Here is a 19,906-nt window from a genome sequence, read left to right as displayed (position 1 = left end):
CGTGATCACGGCTTGAAACCGCATCCCGGCCCACGACGCCGACCCGATACACCGAAAGCGACGTGTACCTCGCCGCTCCGGATGCTGGGCCATATAACCCATGTGGTTATAAATGTCAAGAAAAAGCGTGCCGCCGCGAGGGTGAGCGACGGCACGCAGGGGAGTAGCCTTCAGTTCAGAACTGGGCGCGAAGACCCACGCGGTAAACGGGGCCGGAACTGGAGTAGTTCGTGACCACCGGCGAATCCTGGTAGGCGTAGTTGTTGCTGGTCTGGTTGGTCAGGTTCAGCCCCTCCAGCGTCACGGTGGCGAAATCGGTCAGCTTGTAGCTGATTGAGGCGTCGATGTTGGTGGTGCCCTTGCTGAACGCGAAGTCGTTGATCAGCGGGCTGTTGCAGATGGTCCCCGCCACCGAAGGATCGGCGGGCGAATTGCTCAGACCCGGCGCGCAGTCGCCGGCCGAGAGCGGATAGGTGGTGCTGTAGCCCTTGCGCTTGGCCATCGACACGCGGGCACGCAGGCGCTCGGTCTCGTAAAACAGCGTGGCGTTGAGCGCGTCGGGCGAGACGCCCAGGAACGGCGCCTTGCCCAGCGTCTGCGGCTTGGTGGCGGTGCCGGGGTCGAGGATATAGGTCAGCTTGCTGTCGATGTGGGTATAATTGATGATCCCGCCGAAGTGGCTGAGGAAGCCGGGCAGGAAATCGAAGTTCTGCTGGAAGCTGACCTCGAAGCCGCGAATGTAGCCGCCCGGCGCATCGCGGAACTGGCGGGCGGTCACTTCGTAATCGCCATCGATATAGGCCAGCTGGTTGGCATTGGTGAACTGTTCACGCAGTTCCTGCAGCGCGGTCGCGTCGAGGAACTGTGAAAGCGGGCCGGAGAACAGGATCGTCTGCGGGAACGACTTGATCTTCTTGTTGAACAGCGCGACCGACAAGAGGCCGCCCTTGGCGAAGTACCATTCCGCGCTGAAATCCAGGTTGGTCGAATAGAACGGCTTGAGCTTGGGATTGCCGACCGTCAGCGTGCCGCCGGTGGTGTCGCCGGTGTTGGGGATCGAGATGCTGCTCACCGTGGGCGAAAGGTTGCCCAGCAGCGGGCGCGCCATGACCTTGGCGGCGGCGAGGCGGATGACGACGTCGTCGATCGGCTCGTAGATCAAGTTAACCGAGGGCAGCCAGTCGGTGTACTTGTTGGTGCCCGAAATCTCGCGCCCCGCCGTGGTGCGGCCGGTGGAAACGAGGTCGGTCACCGCAACGCGCGTGCCCACGTTGCCGCGGAACGGGCGGTCGAACACGGTCAGGTCCCAGTCGCCCTGCAGGTAGAAGGCATATTCCTTCTCGTTCACCCCGAACGTCGCGGTGTTGTTGCGGGTGTTCCAGATGCGCCAGTCGCCCCACTTGTTGATGCAGTTGCAGGTGAAGTCGAACAGGTCGGCGAACTTTTCGATATCGGGCACGTAGAAGCTGGAGGCGGTGCCCGCCGGGACGTCGAGCCCCTGCCCGAACTGCACGACCTTGCCCATCTGCGCGGCGGTGGTCCCGGCTTCCAGCAAGGTGGGGTTGAGGGTATCGACCGGGCGCTCGTACTGCGTGGTGTAGAACCCGAACTTGCGCCAGGTGCCGCCGAACGAGACCGCGAACTGCGGATCGACGTCCCAGCGGAAGTCGGCCTTGGCGGACTTCTGCGTGTTGTCCACCGTGCGCTTGTAATTGCGGATGGCGGAGAAGCCCTTCACCGTCGTCCAGTTGTTCGGATCCGAGAGGTCGAACCCGGCGTCGAAGACCGGCATAGAGCCGCCGTCACGCTCGTCGTATGTGAAGGTCTCGGGCGCGTTCATGCGGTTGAATTCGACCAGCAGACCTTGCGAATCGTTGGTGGACTTGGACTGGCCGTAGACGAAGTTTCCGCGCAGGGTGTCGGTGAACTCGTGGTCGATGTTGGCGGACCACTGGTAGAACTTGGTCGTGTAGTCCATCCGGTCGGCGGCGGAGCGCCAGTCTACGTTGCTCAGCTTGAGGTAGTTGGCGGTGCCGTTGTCGACGTTGGCATCGAGCACGTCGACGCCCGGACGCCCGATCAGCTCGCCGCGATAGGCCAGCCGGTTGCTGGAGGGGATGTATCCGACCGAGTTGGGGTTGTTGTAGTAGTCGTAGGGGTCGAGGTTGTTCGGGTTCGTGCTGAAGATGTTGGTCCCCAACTGCGAGGCGGCCGTGTTGCCATTGGCATCGAGCGCCGTGGAGAACGCCGGGGTCGAACCGTAGAGGCTCTCGCCGCAGTCCTGCCCGTAGGTGATGTCGGAACTGGCGCGCGAGGTGCACAGGCCCGGATAGAGGTTGCGCGCGGCGGTCGGCGTCAGGTTGTTGCCCGCCGTCGCATAGGCCGCGTTGGTGTTGTTGCGGTTGAGCCCGACGGTGCCGACCTGGTACTTCGTGCTGCTGTTCTTGAACCGTGAATAGAGCCCGTCCACGTTGAGGCGGGTGCGGTCCGAGATCTGCCACTGATAGGCGGCGGTGATGCCGAGGCGCTGGTTCTTCACGTCCTGCTGCTGGATCGAGGGCAGCGCCGGGATACGCACGGTGGAATCGTCGAAGCGACCGGGCGTGTTGTAGGGCGCACCGGGATAGAGCTTGGCGTAAGCCTCCGGGTCGGAGCCGGTGAGGATCGCGATCGCCTCGGGGTTGGTGACGCCGCTTCCGAGGTCCGTCCCCACCGGCGCGGAGAAACCGCCGCGCTGCGGGTTCTCGTTCCCCGCGAAGTCCGAACCGCGATAGAGGTAGTCGGATGACCCTGCCGAGCGCTGGTAGGAATCCAGCTCGTTGCGCGTCTTGTTGTAGGCGAACGAGACGAGCAGGCCCATGCTGTCATCGAAGAACTTCTTGGAAACGAGACCGGCGATGCGCGGGCTCCAGGCCTTCGAGTTTTTCTGGTAGCTGCCCTCGGTGGAAAGGGCGAAGCGGCTGTCCTTGAAGTCGAACGGGCGGGCGGTCTGCAAGTCGATGTTGGCGCCCAGCGCGCCCTCGTCGGTAGCGGCCGAGGCGGTCTTCTGCACCTTGAGCGAGTTGAACAGCTCGGACGCGAAGGTGTTGTAGTCGAACGAGCGGCTGCGGTTCGGGCTGGTGCCGGAATCGTTGGAGCCCGAGGTGGAGAGCGCCATCAGCCCGTTGAGGCGGGTGATGTTGAAGTCGCCGCCCAGACCGCGCACGGTGATCGTGCGGCCCTCGCCGTTGTCGCGGTCGATCGACACGCCGGTCATGCGCTGCAGCGATTCCGCGAGGTTGGCATCGGGGAAGTCGGCGATGTCCTCGGCGTTGATGGCATCGACGATGACGGTCGCGTTGCGCTTGGTGTTGATCGCGTTTTCAAGGCTGGCACGAAAACCGGTGACGATGATTTCGGGCGCGGTCGGCTCGCCTGGGGGCGGCACCGCCTCGCCCGCATCCTGCGCCAGCGCGGGGAACGCCCCGACCGCCGCGATGGCGACGACCGCGCTCGTGAGCGCAAGGCGGGTACGGGAACGGGTGATGGACTTCGACATCGTTGTACTCTCCCTGTTGGGCCAGGACGTCGCGCCGCGACGCCGGGCCAGCCCCGGGTGCGCGAATGGAGCGCGCAAGAACCCGGCGCCGAAGTTCCAAGTCTTCGGCGTGTTGCTATGATACCGGTGTCAATCGATCGCGTGAAAAATGGCTATAGGACCGCTCACCCGCTTGCAGCGAAGAACGGCAATGCCTGCGATCGTTGATATGTTAGCCGACCGGTGCCGCGCCGAAACTGTCGCGATAGCCGGATCGATCACGCTGTAGTGTCAGCTAAGCCTTTTGCCCTTGCGCATATCCTACCCCTCCTGAAGCCAGTATTTGTCTGGACTGTGTCTAGGCGTACCGCAATCGGCGAGGCTGGACAAGTTAAAAGTTAGCGCTATCTTGTTTCGCGGGAAGGACGGCGAAAACGGCCGTTTCCGGAGGGATGTTCATGAAATCCGCGATCTTCGCCGTAGCCTGCGCGCTGCTTGCCGTGCCCGCGCAGGCACAGATGACACCGCCGCCCGGCTCTCCGCCGGTCACGCCGATCAGGCCGTCGAAGATCATCCTCGTCGGCGATTCGACGACTGCCGTGGTCGGTGGTTGGGGGCCGAGCTTCTGCGCTTATCACGTCACTTCGTTCGCGGCCTGCGTGAACCTGGCGCGCGGCGGCCGGTCTTCGGGCAGCTACCGCTGGGAAGGGTCCTGGAATGTCGCCTTGTCCGAGATGAAGGCGAAAGGCTATCAGAAGACCTGGGTGCTCATCCAGTTCGGCCATAACGACCAGCCGGGAAAGCCCGGCCGCTCCACCGACCTCAAGACCGGCTTCCCCGAGAACCTGCGCAGCTATGTGCGCGAGGCGCGCGCGGCGGGAGCGATCCCGGTGCTGGTCACCCCCCTCACCCGGCGCATCTTCCGGGACGGCAGGCTGGATAACGACCTGGAACCCTGGGCCGAGGCGACGCGCGCGGTGGCGACCGAGATGGAGGTGCCCCTGCTCGATCTCAACCGCGACAGCGCAAGGCTGGTCGAAGCGCTGGGCAGCGATTACGCCGACCGCTTCGCGCAAGTCCCCAGGGGCACCGCAGCGGCCACCACAGCTCCTGCCGCGCCGACCGCAACCGAGGTCGCGGTGCAGCCGATGGCAAGCCCCAAGCTCTCGTTCGATTACACGCATCTCGGCACCGAGGGCGCCAACGTCTTCGCGTCGATGGTGACGCGGGAATTGTCCCAGGCCGTGCCCGATATGCGGCCGCTGCTGCTGCCCTGACCGGGAACCGCTTGACGTTCCTCACCCGATCACTGATAGCGCTATCAAATGCATGGGAGCAGGACGATGGGCGATCATTGCGATCCGGGCGAAATCCGATCCGCCATGCGCATTAGGCGCTGCGACCTGCTTGCGCTTTGACGGCTTCCACCATTTCCACGCTCGACAAGGACACTGACATGATCACTGGCGCCATTCTCATCGGCCGCGAAGAAGCGCAGACGCAGGCGAGCTACGCCGCGATCAACCCGGCGACGGGCGCGTCGCTGGAGCCGCGCTTCACCACGGCGGGCCTTGCCGAAGTCGAGCGCGCCTGCGCCCTCGCCGATGCCGCCGCGATCGCCTTCGCGGAGGTCGAGCCGGAAACCCGCGCGATCTTCCTCGAGACCATCGCGGACGAGATCGTCGGCATCGGCGATGCGCTCATCGAGCGCGCCATGGCCGAAACCGGGCTGCCCCGCGCCCGTCTCGAAGGCGAGCGCGGCCGCACCGCCGGACAGCTGCGCCTGTTCGCGCAAGTGCTGCGCGAAGGCAGCTGGGCGGGCATCACCATCGACCCCGCCCTGCCCGATCGCGCGCCGCTGCCGCGCCCGGACCTGCGCGTGCGCAAGGTGGCGCTCGGCCCGGTCGTCGTGTTCGGCGCCAGCAACTTCCCGCTCGCCTTCTCGGTCGCGGGCGGAGACACCGCCTCGGCCTTCGCGGCGGGCTGCCCGGTGATCGTCAAGGGCCACTCCGCGCATCCCGGCACTGGCGAACTGGTCGCCCGCGCCATCCAGCGCGCGGTGGCGCTATGCCATCTGCCCGGAGGCGTGTTCTCGTACCTGCCGGCCTCGCGCGAGGCCGGCACGGCGCTCGTCGCCGACCACCGCGTCAAGGCGGTCGGCTTCACCGGCTCGCGCCCGGGCGGCATGGCGCTGATGCGCACCGCCGCCGCCCGGCCCGAGCCGATCCCGGTTTACGCCGAGATGAGCTCGATCAACCCCGTCGTGCTGTTCCCCGCCGCCCTCGCCGCGCGGGCGGAAGCGCTGGGCGCGGCCTTCGTCGGTTCGCTGACGGCGGGCGCGGGGCAGTTCTGCACCAACCCCGGCCTCATCATCGCCATCGACGGGCCTGACCTCGACACCTTCCTCGCCTCGGCCTCGGCGGCGATGGACGGCAGTCCGGCGCAGGACATGCTGACCCCGGGCATTCACTCGGCCTATGTCGAGGGCGTGAGCGCGCTGGCGGACCATGCGGCCGTCACCACCCTCGCCCGCGGCGTGGAGCCGACCGGCCCGCACCAGGCGCAGGGGGCGCTGTTCAAGACGACCGCCACCCAGTTCCTCGCCGATCCCGCGCTGGGAGCGGAAGTCTTCGGCTCCTCCTCGCTCGTCATCACCGTCGCCGACATGGCCGAGGCGCTCAAGGTCATCGCCGCCCTCGAAGGGCAGCTGACCGCCACCCTGATCCTCGACGCCGAGGACGAGCCGGAAGTCGCAAAGCTGCTGCCGGTGCTGGAGCGCAAGGTCGGCCGCATCCTCGTCAACGGCTGGCCAACGGGCGTGGAAGTGTGTCACGCGATGGTCCACGGCGGGCCGTTCCCATCGACCTCGGACGGCCGCACCACCTCCGTCGGCGCGATGGCGATCGAACGCTTCCTGCGCCCTGTCTGTTACCAGAACATGCCCTCCGCCCTGCTCCCCGAAGCCTTGCGCGACGGCAACCCCTGGAACGCCCCGCGCCGCATCGACGGCGTGCTGAAGCCGGGTTGAGCGTACCCCCGCTTCGTCATTGCGAGGCCGCAAGGCCGCAGCAATCCAGAGGGCCGACATTGCCCCGGATTGCTTCGCTTCGCTCGCAATGACGAAGTGGGAATACGATATGACGATCACCTCATAAGGCACAGGACCATGACCGACGCCCCGACACCTCCGCCCTCGACCCGCCGCTTCCGTTCGCAGGACTGGTTCGCCGATCCCGCACGCTCGGACATGGTGGCGCTCTATCTGGAGCGCTTCATGAACTACGGCATCACGCCTGCGGAACTGCGCTCGGGGCGTCCGATCATCGGCATCGCGCAATCGGGCAGCGACCTGTCGCCCTGCAACCGCATCCACCTCGATCTGGCGAAGCGGGTGCGCGACGGCATCCGGGATGCGGGCGGCATCGCGATGGAGTTCCCGGTCCATCCGATCTTCGAGAACTGCCGCCGACCGACGGCGGCGCTCGATCGCAACCTTGCCTACATGGGGCTGGTCGAGATCCTCTACGGCTACCCGATCGACGCCGTGGTGCTGACCACCGGCTGCGACAAGACCACGCCCTCGCAGGTCATGGCCGCCTCCACCGTGGACATTCCCGCGATCGTCCTGTCCGGCGGGCCAATGCTCGACGGCTGGCACGAAGGCGACCTCGTCGGCTCGGGCACCGTGATCTGGCGCAGCCGCCGCAAGCTGGCGGCAGGCGAGATCGACGAGGAGGAATTCCTCCAGCGTGCCTGCGACAGCGCCCCCTCTGCCGGGCACTGCAACACCATGGGCACCGCCTCCACGATGAACGCGGTGGCCGAGGCGCTCGGCCTCTCGCTCCCCGGCTGCGCGGCGATCCCCGCGCCCTACCGTGAACGCGGGCAGTACGCCTACGAAACCGGCCGCCGCATCGTCGAGATGGCGCACGAAGACCTGCGCCCATCGACGATCCTGACGCGCGACAGCTTCCTCAACGCCATCCGCGTGGTCAGCGCCATCGGCGGGTCGAGCAATGCCCAGCCGCACATCGTCGCGATGGCCCGCCATGCAGGGGTGGAACTCCACCCGTCGGACTGGACCGAGCACGGCTACGACCTGCCGCTGATCGTCGACATGCAGCCCGCCGGAAGGTTCCTGGGCGAACGCTTCCACCGCGCCGGCGGCGTACCGGCGGTCATGTGGGAACTGCAGCAGGCGGGCGTGCTCGCCGACCAGTGCCTTACCGTGACCGGCGAGACGCTGGCCGCCAACCTCGATGGCCGCGAGGCGCGTGACCGCGAGGTTATCCGCCCCTTCGCCGAGCCCTTGCGCGAGAAGGCGGGCTTCCTGGTCCTTTCCGGCAACCTGTTCGACTTCGGCATCATGAAGACCTCTGTGATCTCGGCAGAGTTCCACGACCGCTATCTCTCGCGCCCCGGCTCCGAGGGCGTGTTCGAGGGCCGCGCCGTGGTGTTCGAGGGCGGCGAGGACTATCACCACCGCATCAACGATCCCGCGCTGGACATCGATGCCGACTGCATCCTCGTGATGCGCGGCGCCGGACCGATGGGCTGGCCGGGCTCTGCCGAAGTCGTGAACATGCAGCCGCCCGATGCGCTCATCAAGGCGGGCGTCCAGTGGTTGCCGACGCTGGGTGACGGGCGCCAGTCGGGCACGTCGGACAGCCCCTCGATCCTCAACTGCTCGCCCGAGAGCGCGGCGGGCGGCGGTCTTTCATGGCTTCGCACCGGCGACACGATCCGCATCGACATCCGCGCAGGCACCTGCAACGCGCTGGTCGACGACGCGGAGATCGCCCGACGCAAGACCGAAACGCCCCCTGCCGTCCCCGCAAGCCATACTCCGTGGGAGGAACTCTTCCGCGAGAAGACCGGCCAGATGGGCGAAGGCGCCGTCATGGAAATGGCCGTCAAGTACCGGGCCATCGCGACGAAGACGCCCAGACATAATCACTGAATCGACTGCGAATCCTAGTAGAACTACGTGATTTTTATGACATAGTGCGCCTATGCAGCAGCGTCGGATCGTCTTCATTGCCGGCATTCTTGCCGTGCTCGCGACGATCCTGCCGCTCGCCGCCGCTGCGATCTACGCCCGACACCGGGCCGTCGAAGCCGAGCGGGCGCACCTTGTCGAATACAGCAGCTGGACGCTCCAGCGCGCCGAACGCAACTTCGAGCGTGTCCGTGACGTGTTCCGCGAACTACAGGCGACACGCTGGGAACCCTGCGGCGAGGCCCAGATCGCGCGGATGCGGCAGTTGGCGGTGGACAACCAGTCGATCGAGGAAGTCGGCTATTTCATCGACGGCAAGCTCGCCTGCACCAGTTGGGGGATCGTGCGCCAGAACGTCGGGCGCGGCACACCGGACACGCGGATCGCGGGCGGTTACGGGCTCTATCTCGATGTCCGCCCCAAGGTCAGCGGCGGCCATCGGGTGATCGCGGTCGATCACGGCGACTACAACACGCTGGTCAACCACGAACGCTTCGTCGACGTGCTGACCGACACCCCGATGACCATCGGCATCGCCACGAGGGACGGCCGGGTGATCGCCGTGAATGGCGCCGCGCCTGCCGACACGGTGCAGAAGGCCGCGGCGGGCGACGGCTTCGCCCGGATCGGCGCGCACATCTTCGCATCGGTGCATGACGGGCATTTCCGCGCCTTCGCGATCACCGACCGCGCCTTTGTCCAGCGCCGCCTGCAGCACGAGCTATGGTCGCTCCTCCCGCTCGGGCTCCTGACCTCCACGCTGCTGGTCGGGTTGATCGTGTGGATGTCGCGCCGCCGCCTGACGCCCGAACGCGAGCTGGAGGACGCCATCCGCCGCCGCGAATTCCACGTGCTCTACCAGCCGATCATGGAAATCGCGACCGGCGTATGCGTCGGCGCCGAGGCCTTGCTGCGCTGGCAGCGCAGCGACGGCACCGGCGTCTCGCCCGAGGTCTTCGTCCCGCTTGCAGAGAAGCACCGGCTGATCGAACCGCTGACCGACATGATGATCGGCTGTGTCGTCGCCGACCTGGCCGACATGCTGCGGCGCGAGCGCAGCGTTCACGTGGCCATCAACATCTCCGCTGCCGACATGCAGAGCGGACGCTTCCTCCCCATCCTGACGCAGGCGCTCGCCGATGCCCGCGTTGCACCGCAGCAGGTCTGGCTGGAAGCCACCGAGCGCGGCTTCATCGATGCCGCGGCCGCACGCGAGACGCTGGAAAAGGCGCGGGCGGGCGGCCACATGGTCGCGATCGACGACTTCGGCACCGGCTATTCCAGTCTCGCGCAGCTGGCCTCGCTGCCGCTCGACGCGCTCAAGATCGACAAGTCCTTCGTCGATGCCATCGGCCGGGATGCGGCGACCAGCGTGGTCGTGCCGCATGTCATCGAGATTGCCCACGGCCTCAATCTCCTCATCGTCGCCGAAGGCGTGGAGACCCGCGAGCAGGAAGCGTACCTGCGCGCGGCCGGGGTCGGGTTCGCGCAAGGCTGGCTCTATGCGAAGGCCCTCCCCGCATCCGAATTCCTGGCCTTTCAGGAAGCCGCCAACGGCCAGCGGGTGTCGCCGTTCCTCACCTCGCTCGCCGGATGAGACGCGCGACGGGCCGCCGCGTTCATCTCTTGCTTTCCTTTTTGCGCTAGCGCTTCGTCCCGACCCGTCGCGCGGAGATACCAGTGCCCCCCTCCCATCGCTCACCGTTTCATCGCCTCAAGTCCATGCTTGCCCTGGCCCTGCCGCTGCTGCTCGACGTGACGGTGCCCGCCTCGCGCCTGCCGGTCGTCGTCGCGGCGGCCGCCGTGCCCCTGGCTGCAAGGACCGCCGATGCGGCCGAGCCTGCCGCTCCGGAGGAACGCGATCGGCTCTATCCCTTCTACATGCCGATGGACGGCCTGCGCGCGCCGGCCGTGACCCTGCGCATAAAGTGCGAAGCCTCACGCAAGGCCGGGCACGAGGTCTATCAGGGGCGCGGTGCGGACGGACCGTTCCAGGGTGGCTACGAACTGGTCTACGAGGCCGAAGATGCCGGGGGAAATCCCTGCATCTATCCTTTCGCGCCGACCCTGCCGCAGATCGGCGGACCGGTGCAGGGCACGCAGTACATCGTGCGCAGCTCCATCCCCGGCAAGCGCGTCGCCTTCCGCACCGACTACGACTGGGCGACGGTGGACCTGCGCCTGTTCGACGTCGGCACACAGCGCGTGCACTTCGAGATGCGCGACGTCGAACTGGACTTTCCGGCCGCGATCCAGACCAAGGGCGCGCTCCATCTCGAAGTCACCGAGACGCGCCGCCCCGGCATGTTCACCGCCGTCCTGCGCCGCACGAAAATCTACGGCGGCAAGAATGCGCTGTTCGTGCCCAATGGCCAGACGATGCTCTACGTCGAGGACAGCGACATCGCCGGGAACGTCGGCACCAACACCGATCAGGAACACACCACCTACATCAACGGCACCCTCGTCTCGCACTTTCGCGATACCAGCTTCCACGGCCAGCGCGCCTGGGAGAACTCGGCCAGCGGCCACCAGCTGAAGGACAAGGCGTACTTGCGCGTCTATGAGAACGTCACCGTCTCCAACGTGCCGCATGGGCCGCCGTCGAACTGGCCGCCTTCCGCGATGCCGCTGATCGACGCCTCCGCTTTCGGCTTCACGTGGTCGGACGGGCTGCGCATCGAGCGCGTCGCGCCCCTGCAGTCCCCGCGCGATGCCCTCGTCGATCTGCGCAGCGACATCCGCTACGGTGAGCCGGGCAATTATCCCTGGCCGGTGATCGGATCTCCCGCGTGGCACATGCCGCCCGCGCCGCTCGATGCGCTGGATCAGGTGTACCTGTCGGTCTTCCTCAATACTTCGGTGAAGAGCTTCCGCACCGAGCCTTACGTCTTTGCGCTCAGGCCGACGGGCACAACGCTCGGCACCGACGGCTCGCACGTCGAGGGCAGCGAGGCACCGCGCACGCAGCAGCGCTACGTCTCGCTGGCCTTCGGCACCGGCGGCAACCTGCAGCGGGTCTATTCGCCCGAGGGATGGACGTATTCCGACCCCGATCTGCCCGCCGGGTCGGAATGGGTGCTCGACCGCAGCAAGTTCATCCGCCACGCCCTTGGCCTGATCGGGCGGTAGTCCCCCGTCATTGCGATCGCAGCGGAGCAATGATGAAAGCCACCTTCAGAGCGGCAACCTTGCCCGCAGCGGATCGAGGTGGACGATCTCGCGCAGGCTCACCAGCGTCTCGAAATCCTGCACGTTCTCGTCAGAGGCGAGCACGTCGTCGGAAAAACGCTGGTACGCCTCGATCGAGGGCACGCTGACCATCAGCAGGAAATCGGTGCGCCCGGTGACGTTCCACGCCCCTATCACTTCCGGGCAACGGGCAAGCCGCGCCGCGAAGGCCTGTTCCATGCGCAGCCCCGAGCGGACGAGTTCGACGAGCACATGGATCGTGATCGCCGGAGCCAGCCGCGCCGGATCGATCAGCGCGACGTCGGCGACGATCACCCCGCCGGCCCTGAGCCGCCGCAACCGGCGCAGTACCGCGCTCTCGGACAGGCCGACCTGCGCCGCGATCGATCGGGCGGGCTCAAGGTTGTTGCGCCGGACGATCTCGATGATTCGCCGGTCGAACTGGTCGATATCGACTGTTTCCATCACATCCTGCCCCGCACTTGACGCTTTCCGTCATCTTATGACGAAATTCGCCAGCCTTCGCCAGATGGTGCAGGATATATCCAGCCCATGAGCACGCCCATGAACACCTTGTCCGCATCCGCCGGTTTGTCTCCTTCGCCGCTGCTGCGCGCCGCGCCTTACGCCGCGCTGGCGTGCTCGATGCTGGCGTTCTGCGTGGGCACGTCCTACGGCAAGCAGTTGTTCCCGATCGTCGGCGCGACGGGGGCGATCGCCTATCGCGTGGGATTTTCCGCGCTGATCCTGCTGCTGATCTTCCGGCCATGGCGCCTGCCGTTGACCCGCGCGGACCTGCTCGCGACGATGCGCTACGGCGCGGTGCTGGGCCTCATGAACCTCAGCTTCTACCTTGCCATCCGCACGATCCCGCTTGGCCTTGCCATCGCGATCGAGTTCCTTGGGCCACTGACGGTCTCGCTGCTCTATTCGCGCCGCTCGGGCCAGTTCGCGATGGTGGCAATGGCGGCGGCGGGGCTGGCGCTGCTGCTTCCGCTGCATGCATCGCCTCATGCGCTGGACCCGGTCGGCGTCGGCTTCGCGCTGATGGCCGGGCTGTGCTGGGGCCTCTACATCGTGTTCGGCAAGAAGACGACGCACCTGCCCGGCGGGCAGGCGGTAGCGCTCGGCATGACCACCGCCGCCATCGTCGTCGTGCCGATCGGCGTTGTCGAGGCGGGGAGCGCCCTGCTCGCCCCCTCGCTGATCCTAATCGGCCTCGCCACCGCCGTGCTCTCCAGCGCCGTGCCCTATTCGCTGGAGATGATCGCGCTCAAGCAGATCCCGGCTAACCGCTTCGGCGTGCTGATGAGTCTGGAACCCGCCGTTGGCGCCCTCGCGGGAGCCGTCCTGCTGGGCGAGCATCTGGTGGCGGTGCAGTGGCTGGCGGTGGCGCTGGTGGTCGCGGCTTCGGTCGGATCGGTGCTGCTGGGCGACACCAAGGTCGAACTGCCGCCCGCGCAGTAAGCTCCCCTCAGTCCGCCGGGATTGCAGGATTGGCGTCGCTGCCCGAGAGCAGCACCCCGTTGAACAGGAACTTGAAGGTCGCGAAAGGCTGGCCGCGCTGGGTCACTTCCGGCCCCATCAGGAACACGCGGCCCTTGCCGAGCCCGCCCTCGACGATGCCCGCGCCGCCGTTCAGCAGCTTCTGCCCCCAGCCCCAGCCGGAGACGAGCGGGTCCTCCTTGTCGAACCAGCTGACCTTGCGCACCGAAGGTCCGTCGGCGCGGAAGACGGGGTTGTTGTTGTAGAACAGGTTTACCGTGGGTGCGACGCCGAAGGCCAGAGGATCGCTACTGTCGACTTGCGCGCTCAGGATCGATCCGGGGACGTAGAAACTGTTGGAGGAAACCCGCTTCACGGTGCCGTCCGGCCCCTTGGGCGCGAGCAGGTTGGTGACCGGCAGGCCCAGCGCCTCGCCGATGCGGGTGGAGTTGCCGACCGCGACGACCGTGCCGCCCGCCCTGGCGAAAGCGGCGACTTGCGGGAAGGTCGTCTCGGGCGTGATCTTGCCCAGCATCTTGCGGTAAGGCGCCGGAATGTCGGCCGCGGCGGGCTGCGGGCGGGACATGCCCTCCTCCCGGCCGAGCACGTCGCTCTGGAAGACGAGGACATCGTACTTCGCCTTGAGCCCGCCCTTGTCGAGCGCCTGCGGGTAGACCAGTTCGTAGGGGAACTCGTACTGCTCGAAGATCCAGCGGGTCCAGCCAGAGGCCATCGAGCCGCCATAGACATCGACGAGGCCGATCTTCACCGGCTTGACCGCGACCGTCTCGCCCGCAGGCTTCGCGGCGACGGCATGGGCATCGAGGCCCAGCGGGGCGACGGCGGCATCGACGATCGCCTGCGCCTTGGCCGAAGCCGGGATCCACACCGCGCCTGGGGCCAGCGCCTTGCCGTCCACGGTCAGGCCCTGCTTCATCCAGAACACCGGCAGTCCGGCCTTCAGCAGGCGGTTGGTGAGCGTGTAGCTGTTGTTGACGCCGTGATCGACGATCCAGCCTGCCCCGCCCGACCCCAGCACGCGGCCCGGCGGCGGCGCGGCGATCTCGTCGGCGACGAGCGGGAACGCGGGCGGTGGCGCATCGAGCACGCGGTCGAAGGCGACGTTCATCTGCAGCGCCAGCGTGTAGCCGGTGACGTCGTAGGGCTTGATCGGCGGCCCGCCCTCATAGGCGAAGTCCTGCGGGTGATCCTGCGGCTCGAACATGTCGAGCACGTGGGGGCGGAACGCCTGATCGCTGCGCACGACGTAGCTGCCCGCCGGGTAGCTTTTGCCCTCGAAAGTGAAGGCGGACGGCGCTTGCTGCACCTCGATTCCGGTCTTGATCAGAGCATTGAGGAAACGCACCGTCGTCGGCATGTCCTGCTGGCGGTCGGCCGGGATGATGTAGGCACGCGGCGCGCGCTTGTCGGGCGCGTTGAGCACGGTCTTGTAGAGGCTGGCGGGCAGGATCTTCTCGTTGCCCCATCCGAAGGTGCCTGCGGTTTCCTCCGACCCCGGCTTGGGCATGGTCTTCGCCGCGTCCTTGGCCGCCTCGATGCGCTTGGGCGTCACCACCCAGCTGTCGGTGCTGCCCTTGGCGATCTGGTTGCGACCCATGACATAGCGGTTGTACTGGATCGTCTCGCGATAACGCGAGGCGTAGTCGAGGATCGCCCGGTCCATCTCCTTCACGTAGTCGAGCGACTGCTGGAAATGCCATTCCTGCGGCGCGATCGGCAGCACCTCGTCCTGCCGGGGTAGCTGGTTTTCCGGCACGAACGGGATCTTGAGCGGGGTGGGATTGCCGATGATCTCGGTCAGGATGCCGATCTGGTTGTGGAAGTAGCCGATCGTGCGGATGCCGCCATTGAACCACGTCGAATAAGGCGCAGCCGAGCGCATCGCCGAGCCGCCCATGCCCTTCGCCACCAGCCGCGCATGCATCATCTGGCCGACCACGTCGGTCTGGTTGATGACCAGCGGCTCGTTGTTGAAGTTATAGGGATCGCGGAACGGCGGGATGAATACCACCGCGCCGAGCGGCCCGGTCTGGTGCTGGTTGTAGAGGATCTGCGGGAACCACTCGCGGTATCCGGCGCGGTTCATGTTGGTCGTCTCGGGCTGGGTCGAGGCGAAGCTGTCACGGTTGTTATCGTGGCCGATGTACTTCTGGTAGAGCACCGGGATCGAGTCCGTGGTCAGCTTGTGCGGATCGACCATGTACCAGTCGGCGACGAGTTCCAGCCCGTCCGGATTGGCGAAGACGAACAGCATGATGTCATCGCCCAGCAGGCGCAGCGTCTCGGCATCATTGCCCGTCAGCATCTCGTGGATGATCTGGACGTGGCTCTGCGCGTTGACGATCTCGCTGGCGTGAAGCCCGGCGTCCATCCACACCATCGCCTTGCCCTCGGCGGCGAGCTTTTTGGCGGCCTCGTCGTCGAGGCCCTTGGCGAGCGCCAGTTGCTGCGCGATCCCTCGGTACTTCTCCAAATTGCGGATGTTATCGGGGGCAGAGACGATCGCCATGTACTGCTCGCGCCCCTCGGCGGTCTTGCCGATGGAGACGACCTTGATGCGGTCGCTTTCCCTGGCGACCTGCATCAGCCACGCGGAAATCTTCGTGTAGTCGGCGAGGAAGTAGTCGGCGCCGACCTTGCCGCCGACGACCTTCTCGGGCGCGGTGATCGACGCGCTGGTGGCGGGGGCGTCCTGCGCCAGAACCGGCCCGGAAAGCCCAAGCCCGAGCGGGAGCGAAAGACACGTGGCGGCAAGCAGAAGATTGCGACGGGACATGGCGTTACTCCTTCGCGGCACGGAACGGACCGGGGGGGGGGGGGATGAGAAACAGGAAAAAGGCGGGGCGGACCGCTGGAGAGGCCCGCCCCGTCAGGATGGGTCAGCGTGCTTCAGCGAGGGTCAGGACCGTTGCCAGGCCGACCGCCATGTTCTTGAGGTCCTCGGGCGGGTTCATCTTCATGCCCTCTTCCAGCGAGTGGGCGCGGAAGGTTTCGAACCCGGAGCCGAGGGTGACGGCTTCGACGCCCATGCTCATCGGGATGTTGCTGTCGGTGGACCCGGCGCCGTACTTCGGCGTCACGCCAGATCCCTTGGCGACGGCGGTGGCGACCTTGATGATCCGCGCATCGAGCGCCGTGGTGCCGACCGGACGGTCGCCGATCAGCTTGGCGTCGTAGGAGATCTTGCCCTTGGCGGTCGATCGCGCGGCGTTCTCCGCATCCACCGCAGGCTGCAGCAGGGCGAGGAACTGCTTCTCCTCCGCGTCCAGTTCGGGCTTGCCGTTGGAGCGCATGTCGATGGTCATGGCGGTGGAGAACGGGATCGAGTTCACCGAAGTGCCGCCCTCCAGAATGCCGACGTTGTAGACCGTCTTCGGCTCCGCAGGCGCCTTGATCTTGCCGAATTCGACCATCGCGTTGGCCATCGCGAAAGCCGGGCTGACGATGCCGAAGTCGCCCATCGAGTGCCCGCCGGGGCCATTGAAGGTGACCTTGTAGCGGCGCGATCCGGTGCCGGCATTGGTGATGCGCCCTGCCCCACCCGGCTCGAACGAGATGAAATACTTGATCGCGTCTTTGTACTTGCCCTTCTGGAACAGGTAGCGCGATCCGCGCAGGTCGCCGGGGCCTTCCTCGCCGACATTGCCCATGAACAGGATGTCGGCCTTGGTGGTGTAGCCCGCCCGGTTCATCGCGCGGATGAAAGCGAGCAGCACCGGCAGGCTGGAGGTATCGTCGCCGATGCCGGGCGCGTAGAGCCCGTTGCCCTCGCGCCGCACCTTCACATTGGTGCCGCCGGGAAACACCGTGTCGAGGTGCGCGGTGACCACGATCAGCGGGCCGCCACCGGTGCCCTTGCGCAGCCCCATGACGTTGCCGACCTCATCACGCTCGACGTCGGTGAGACCTTCGGCCTTGAGCATCGCCATGTAGGCGGCGCCGCGCGCGTCTTCCTTGAACGGCGGGGCTTCGATCTCGGTAAGGGTGATGATGTCCTGGATGATCTTGTCGTAGTCGCCCTTGAGCGACGCCTTCGCCTTGGCAAACTTCGCCCCGTTCAGCAGAGTTGCGGCGGCCTTGTCTTCGGCGGTAGCGGCCTGCGCCACCGGAGCGGCCAGCGCTAGCGCAGCGGTTGCGGCCAGCAGTGTGATACGCATCGTCAAATCCCCTGTACTCGAAACGAACTTAGAAGTTGCTGTAGATCGTCGCGCCCAGCGTGCGCGGGGCAGTCGTCGCCCAGTAGTCCGGTACGCCCGCCGCGCTCGAGATCGAGTTCACGCCGATCTTGTTGAACAGGTTGCGCACGTAAAGGAACACACCCATCCGGTCGTTCTGCACCCCGGCGCGCAGGTTCACCATCGAGTACTTGCCAAACTCGCGGTAGAGGCTGTTGGTCGGCCGGATCTGCGAGGTCATCTTGCCGGTGTAGGTCCAGTCCGCGCGCAGAAGCCCCTCGAAGTCGTTGAAGGCCGGGAAGGTGTATTCGACCCCGGCGCTGGCGGTGGTGCGCGGGATCAGCGGCAGGATGTCGCCCTTGAGACCCGATGCCGTCACTTCGGCGCTGACCTGATCGGCGGTCAGGCGCGGCTTCACGTAGTGGAAGCTGGCGTTGAGGAAGAGCCCCGAAACCGGCGTGGCACTGGCCTCGACCTCGACGCCCTCGATCCGCGCGGAACCGACGTTGCCGATGTACGAGAAGTTGCCGTAAGTCGCGCGAACAGAGGTCTGCAGGTTGTTCCAGTCGATGCGATAGGCGTCGATGTTGAAGGTCAGCTTGCGGTCGAACCACTGCGTCTTGAAGCCCGCCTCATAGTTCCACAAGGAGTCCGCCGCATACGTCTGCGCCGATTCCGGAATGCCCGGCGTCAGGTTCGCGCCGCCGGGGCGGAAGCCCTGCGATGCGGTGACGTAGAACATCACGTCCGGGGTGATCTTGAGGTCCAGATTGTACTTCTGGATCAGCCCGTTCGCATTGGCGGACACCTCGGCATAGGCGCTGGGAACCTGCCCGTTGAAGTAGTTGTAGCCCAGGTTCTCGCCGCCCACGGTCTTCTTGTAGTCGTAGTAGCGCAGGCCCGCCGTCAGCGTCAGCGGCTCGAAGAGATGATAGCTGATCTCGCCGTATACCGCGGTCTGCTTGACCACGTCGGTGACATAGCGCGAGCCGAGATCGACGGTCGGCTGCTGCGGCTCGCCAGTGGCGGGAATACCGGCGAAGACGAGCGTATCGACGCGGTCGTCGCGGTCCTCGCGGAACAGGCCGAAGGTGTAGGTCAGCGGCCCCTTGCCGTTCGAGCTGAGGCGAAGTTCGTTGACGTAGTTGCGCACGAAGCGCGGCTGGTAGTTGCCGATCGGCTGCTGCCCTGCGGCCCAGTTCTGGTAATCCGCCCGCAACTGCGCGGAGGTCAGCCCCCCCGCGCCGGTCGCGCAGGTGCTCGAACTGGTCGTCGCTCCGGCGCTCGTGCCCTGCAGCAGCGAGCCGCCGTAGGTATTCTGGAATAGCCCGCAATAGCGATTGGACGCCGCGATGCTGGCGTAGTTGTCCGAGTTGTCGTTGGTCTGCCGCACGTCCCAGCGGTAGTACGAATTGTTCAGCGCTAGCGTGCCGATGCCGTTCTCCCACTTCGTCTCCAGCGCATAGAGCTGCAGCTTGTCGTAGGCCGGCGAGGCGACTTTCTGCTCGGACACGAACTCGCCCACCGAAGGCGCCCACTGCGAGGTGCCGTCGAATTTCTGGGTCTGCACGATCGTCATGAAGTTCATGCTGAGCGTATCGGTCGGCTGGAACCCCAGCTGGAAACGCGCGCCTTCGAGGGTCGAGCGGTTGAGATTCTCCTTGCCGATTGTCGGATCGTCCACATAACCGGGGTTCTGCTGGCGATAGAGCACCAGCCGCGCGGCCAGCATGTCGGAGATGATCGGCACGTTCACCGCGCCCTTCATCGAATAGCCGAACTCGCCGTGCTCCACCGCCTCGCCGCCGAATTCGGTGGCGCCCTCGTACTTGGTGAGGTCCGGCTTCTTGAAGATCACGCGCAGGGTGCCGCCCATCGAGCCCGAGCCGTAAAGCGTGCCCTGCGGCCCGCGCAGAACTTCCACTCGCTCGACATCGAAGAGGTTGAGGTTGGGCGTCACGCCCGAGGGATCGGAGCTGGTGCCCGAAGGCCCCGTCAGCGGCGTCTCGCCGTAGTACAGGCCTACGGTGCTTTCGCCCGCAGTCTGGATGCCGCGGATCGAGATGCGGGTGCGGCCCGATTCACCGGCGATCAGGTTGAGCCCCGGCACCTGCCGCACGACGTCGGCGATGCCCGTGGCGCCGAGGTTCTGGAGCGACTTCTCCGACAACGCGGTGATCGCGACAGGGGTGTCCTGCACGCGGGTGGCGCGGCGCAGCGCGGTGACGACGATGTCACCCACGCCCTCGCTAACCGCCTGTTGCGGAACCGTTTCCTGTGCCTGCGCCCCCAGCGGCAGAGCGAACAAGGATACGGAAATCAAGAATGCAGCGCGACCGTAGTGAGTGGCCATGATTGCCCCCTGTTGCAGCCGGCCCATGCCCCGCCCGCGATGCCGCCGATGCCTTGGCGATCTTGTGCGCGCTGCGAAACCGGACCCGGTTCGTTGTCGAGGTTTCCCCTCCCGACACCCGAAAGCTGACGGCCTTCACCTGTCACGAAGCTGTCACTCCTGAG

At 66.2% G+C, this 19,906-nt stretch carries 11 protein-coding genes; 6 read left to right on the top strand and 5 right to left on the bottom strand.

What is annotated here, in order from left to right; translation table 11 throughout:
- Nucleotides 1-175: 175 nt before the first annotated feature.
- Nucleotides 176-3,538, bottom strand: a complete 3,363-nt coding sequence (locus tag ACODRZ_RS10315) for a TonB-dependent receptor (protein WP_488968969.1) — start codon at nucleotides 3,536-3,538, stop codon at nucleotides 176-178.
- 437 nt (nucleotides 3,539-3,975) lie between these two features.
- Here ACODRZ_RS10315 and ACODRZ_RS10310 point away from each other — a divergent pair, with 437 nt between their 5' ends.
- From ACODRZ_RS10310 to ACODRZ_RS10290, 5 genes are all read left to right on the top strand, one after another.
- On the top strand, nucleotides 3,976-4,794 hold the full coding sequence (locus tag ACODRZ_RS10310; RefSeq protein ID WP_488968968.1) for a rhamnogalacturonan acetylesterase: 819 nt from the start codon (nucleotides 3,976-3,978) through the stop codon (nucleotides 4,792-4,794).
- A gap of 179 nt (nucleotides 4,795-4,973) precedes the next feature.
- Nucleotides 4,974-6,545 (top strand): aldehyde dehydrogenase (NADP(+)), encoded by a 1,572-nt coding sequence (locus ACODRZ_RS10305; RefSeq protein ID WP_488968967.1) that lies wholly within the window; start codon nucleotides 4,974-4,976, stop codon nucleotides 6,543-6,545.
- Between the two features lie 138 nt (nucleotides 6,546-6,683).
- Complete coding sequence (locus tag ACODRZ_RS10300; protein ID WP_488968966.1) at nucleotides 6,684-8,477, top strand: IlvD/Edd family dehydratase; 1,794 nt, start codon at nucleotides 6,684-6,686, stop codon at nucleotides 8,475-8,477.
- Nucleotides 8,478-8,529: 52 nt separating this feature from the next.
- Nucleotides 8,530-10,113: an EAL domain-containing protein gene (locus ACODRZ_RS10295; protein ID WP_488968965.1), complete on the top strand. Its 1,584-nt coding sequence runs from the start codon at nucleotides 8,530-8,532 to the stop codon at nucleotides 10,111-10,113.
- Nucleotides 10,114-10,196: 83 nt separating this feature from the next.
- Complete coding sequence (locus ACODRZ_RS10290) at nucleotides 10,197-11,648, top strand: hypothetical protein (RefSeq protein WP_488968964.1); 1,452 nt, start codon at nucleotides 10,197-10,199, stop codon at nucleotides 11,646-11,648.
- A 45-nt stretch (nucleotides 11,649-11,693) separates the two neighbouring features.
- On the opposite strand, the gene ACODRZ_RS10285 is transcribed toward ACODRZ_RS10290, so the two are convergent.
- Nucleotides 11,694-12,173 carry an Lrp/AsnC family transcriptional regulator gene (locus tag ACODRZ_RS10285; protein ID WP_488968963.1) on the bottom strand — a complete coding sequence of 160 codons (480 nt, stop codon included), beginning with the start codon at nucleotides 12,171-12,173 and terminating at the stop codon, nucleotides 11,694-11,696.
- Between the two features lie 99 nt (nucleotides 12,174-12,272).
- Between ACODRZ_RS10285 and ACODRZ_RS10280 the strand changes: the two genes are divergently transcribed.
- On the top strand, nucleotides 12,273-13,175 hold the full coding sequence (locus ACODRZ_RS10280; protein ID WP_488969145.1) for an EamA family transporter: 903 nt from the start codon (nucleotides 12,273-12,275) through the stop codon (nucleotides 13,173-13,175).
- A 7-nt stretch (nucleotides 13,176-13,182) separates the two neighbouring features.
- Here the strand turns inward: ACODRZ_RS10280 and ACODRZ_RS10275 are convergent, their stop codons facing one another.
- The 3 genes from ACODRZ_RS10275 to ACODRZ_RS10265 form a co-directional block, all read right to left on the bottom strand.
- Nucleotides 13,183-15,990, bottom strand: coding sequence for a M14 family metallopeptidase (locus tag ACODRZ_RS10275; RefSeq protein WP_488968962.1), 2,808 nt, complete (start codon nucleotides 15,988-15,990; stop codon nucleotides 13,183-13,185).
- Nucleotides 15,991-16,093: 103 nt separating this feature from the next.
- Entirely contained in the window at nucleotides 16,094-17,371 is a 1,278-nt protein-coding gene (locus ACODRZ_RS10270; RefSeq protein WP_488968961.1) for a M20/M25/M40 family metallo-hydrolase, read from the bottom strand.
- A 28-nt stretch (nucleotides 17,372-17,399) separates the two neighbouring features.
- Nucleotides 17,400-19,742, bottom strand: a complete 2,343-nt coding sequence (locus ACODRZ_RS10265) for a TonB-dependent receptor (protein WP_488968960.1) — start codon at nucleotides 19,740-19,742, stop codon at nucleotides 17,400-17,402.
- Nucleotides 19,743-19,906: the final 164 nt, after the last annotated feature.

The sequence above is a fragment of the Novosphingobium sp. FG90 genome (genome assembly GCF_057808725.1).
This window is presented reverse-complemented; position numbering and strand designations above follow the sequence as displayed.

What these genes read in the sequence shown, in the direction of transcription:
- ACODRZ_RS10315 (WP_488968969.1), bottom strand. Translation starts at nt 3,538, where the DNA reads ATGTCGAAGTCCATCACCCGTTCCCGTACCCGCCTTGCGCTCACGAGC.
- ACODRZ_RS10310 (WP_488968968.1), top strand. Translation starts at nt 3,976, where the DNA reads ATGAAATCCGCGATCTTCGCCGTAGCCTGCGCGCTGCTTGCCGTGCCC.
- ACODRZ_RS10305 (WP_488968967.1), top strand. Translation starts at nt 4,974, where the DNA reads ATGATCACTGGCGCCATTCTCATCGGCCGCGAAGAAGCGCAGACGCAG.
- ACODRZ_RS10300 (WP_488968966.1), top strand. Translation starts at nt 6,684, where the DNA reads ATGACCGACGCCCCGACACCTCCGCCCTCGACCCGCCGCTTCCGTTCG.
- ACODRZ_RS10295 (WP_488968965.1), top strand. Translation starts at nt 8,530, where the DNA reads ATGCAGCAGCGTCGGATCGTCTTCATTGCCGGCATTCTTGCCGTGCTC.
- ACODRZ_RS10285 (WP_488968963.1), bottom strand. Translation starts at nt 12,173, where the DNA reads ATGGAAACAGTCGATATCGACCAGTTCGACCGGCGAATCATCGAGATC.
- ACODRZ_RS10280 (WP_488969145.1), top strand. Translation starts at nt 12,273, where the DNA reads ATGAACACCTTGTCCGCATCCGCCGGTTTGTCTCCTTCGCCGCTGCTG.
- ACODRZ_RS10275 (WP_488968962.1), bottom strand. Translation starts at nt 15,990, where the DNA reads ATGTCCCGTCGCAATCTTCTGCTTGCCGCCACGTGTCTTTCGCTCCCG.
- ACODRZ_RS10270 (WP_488968961.1), bottom strand. Translation starts at nt 17,371, where the DNA reads ATGCGTATCACACTGCTGGCCGCAACCGCTGCGCTAGCGCTGGCCGCT.
- ACODRZ_RS10265 (WP_488968960.1), bottom strand. Translation starts at nt 19,742, where the DNA reads ATGGCCACTCACTACGGTCGCGCTGCATTCTTGATTTCCGTATCCTTG.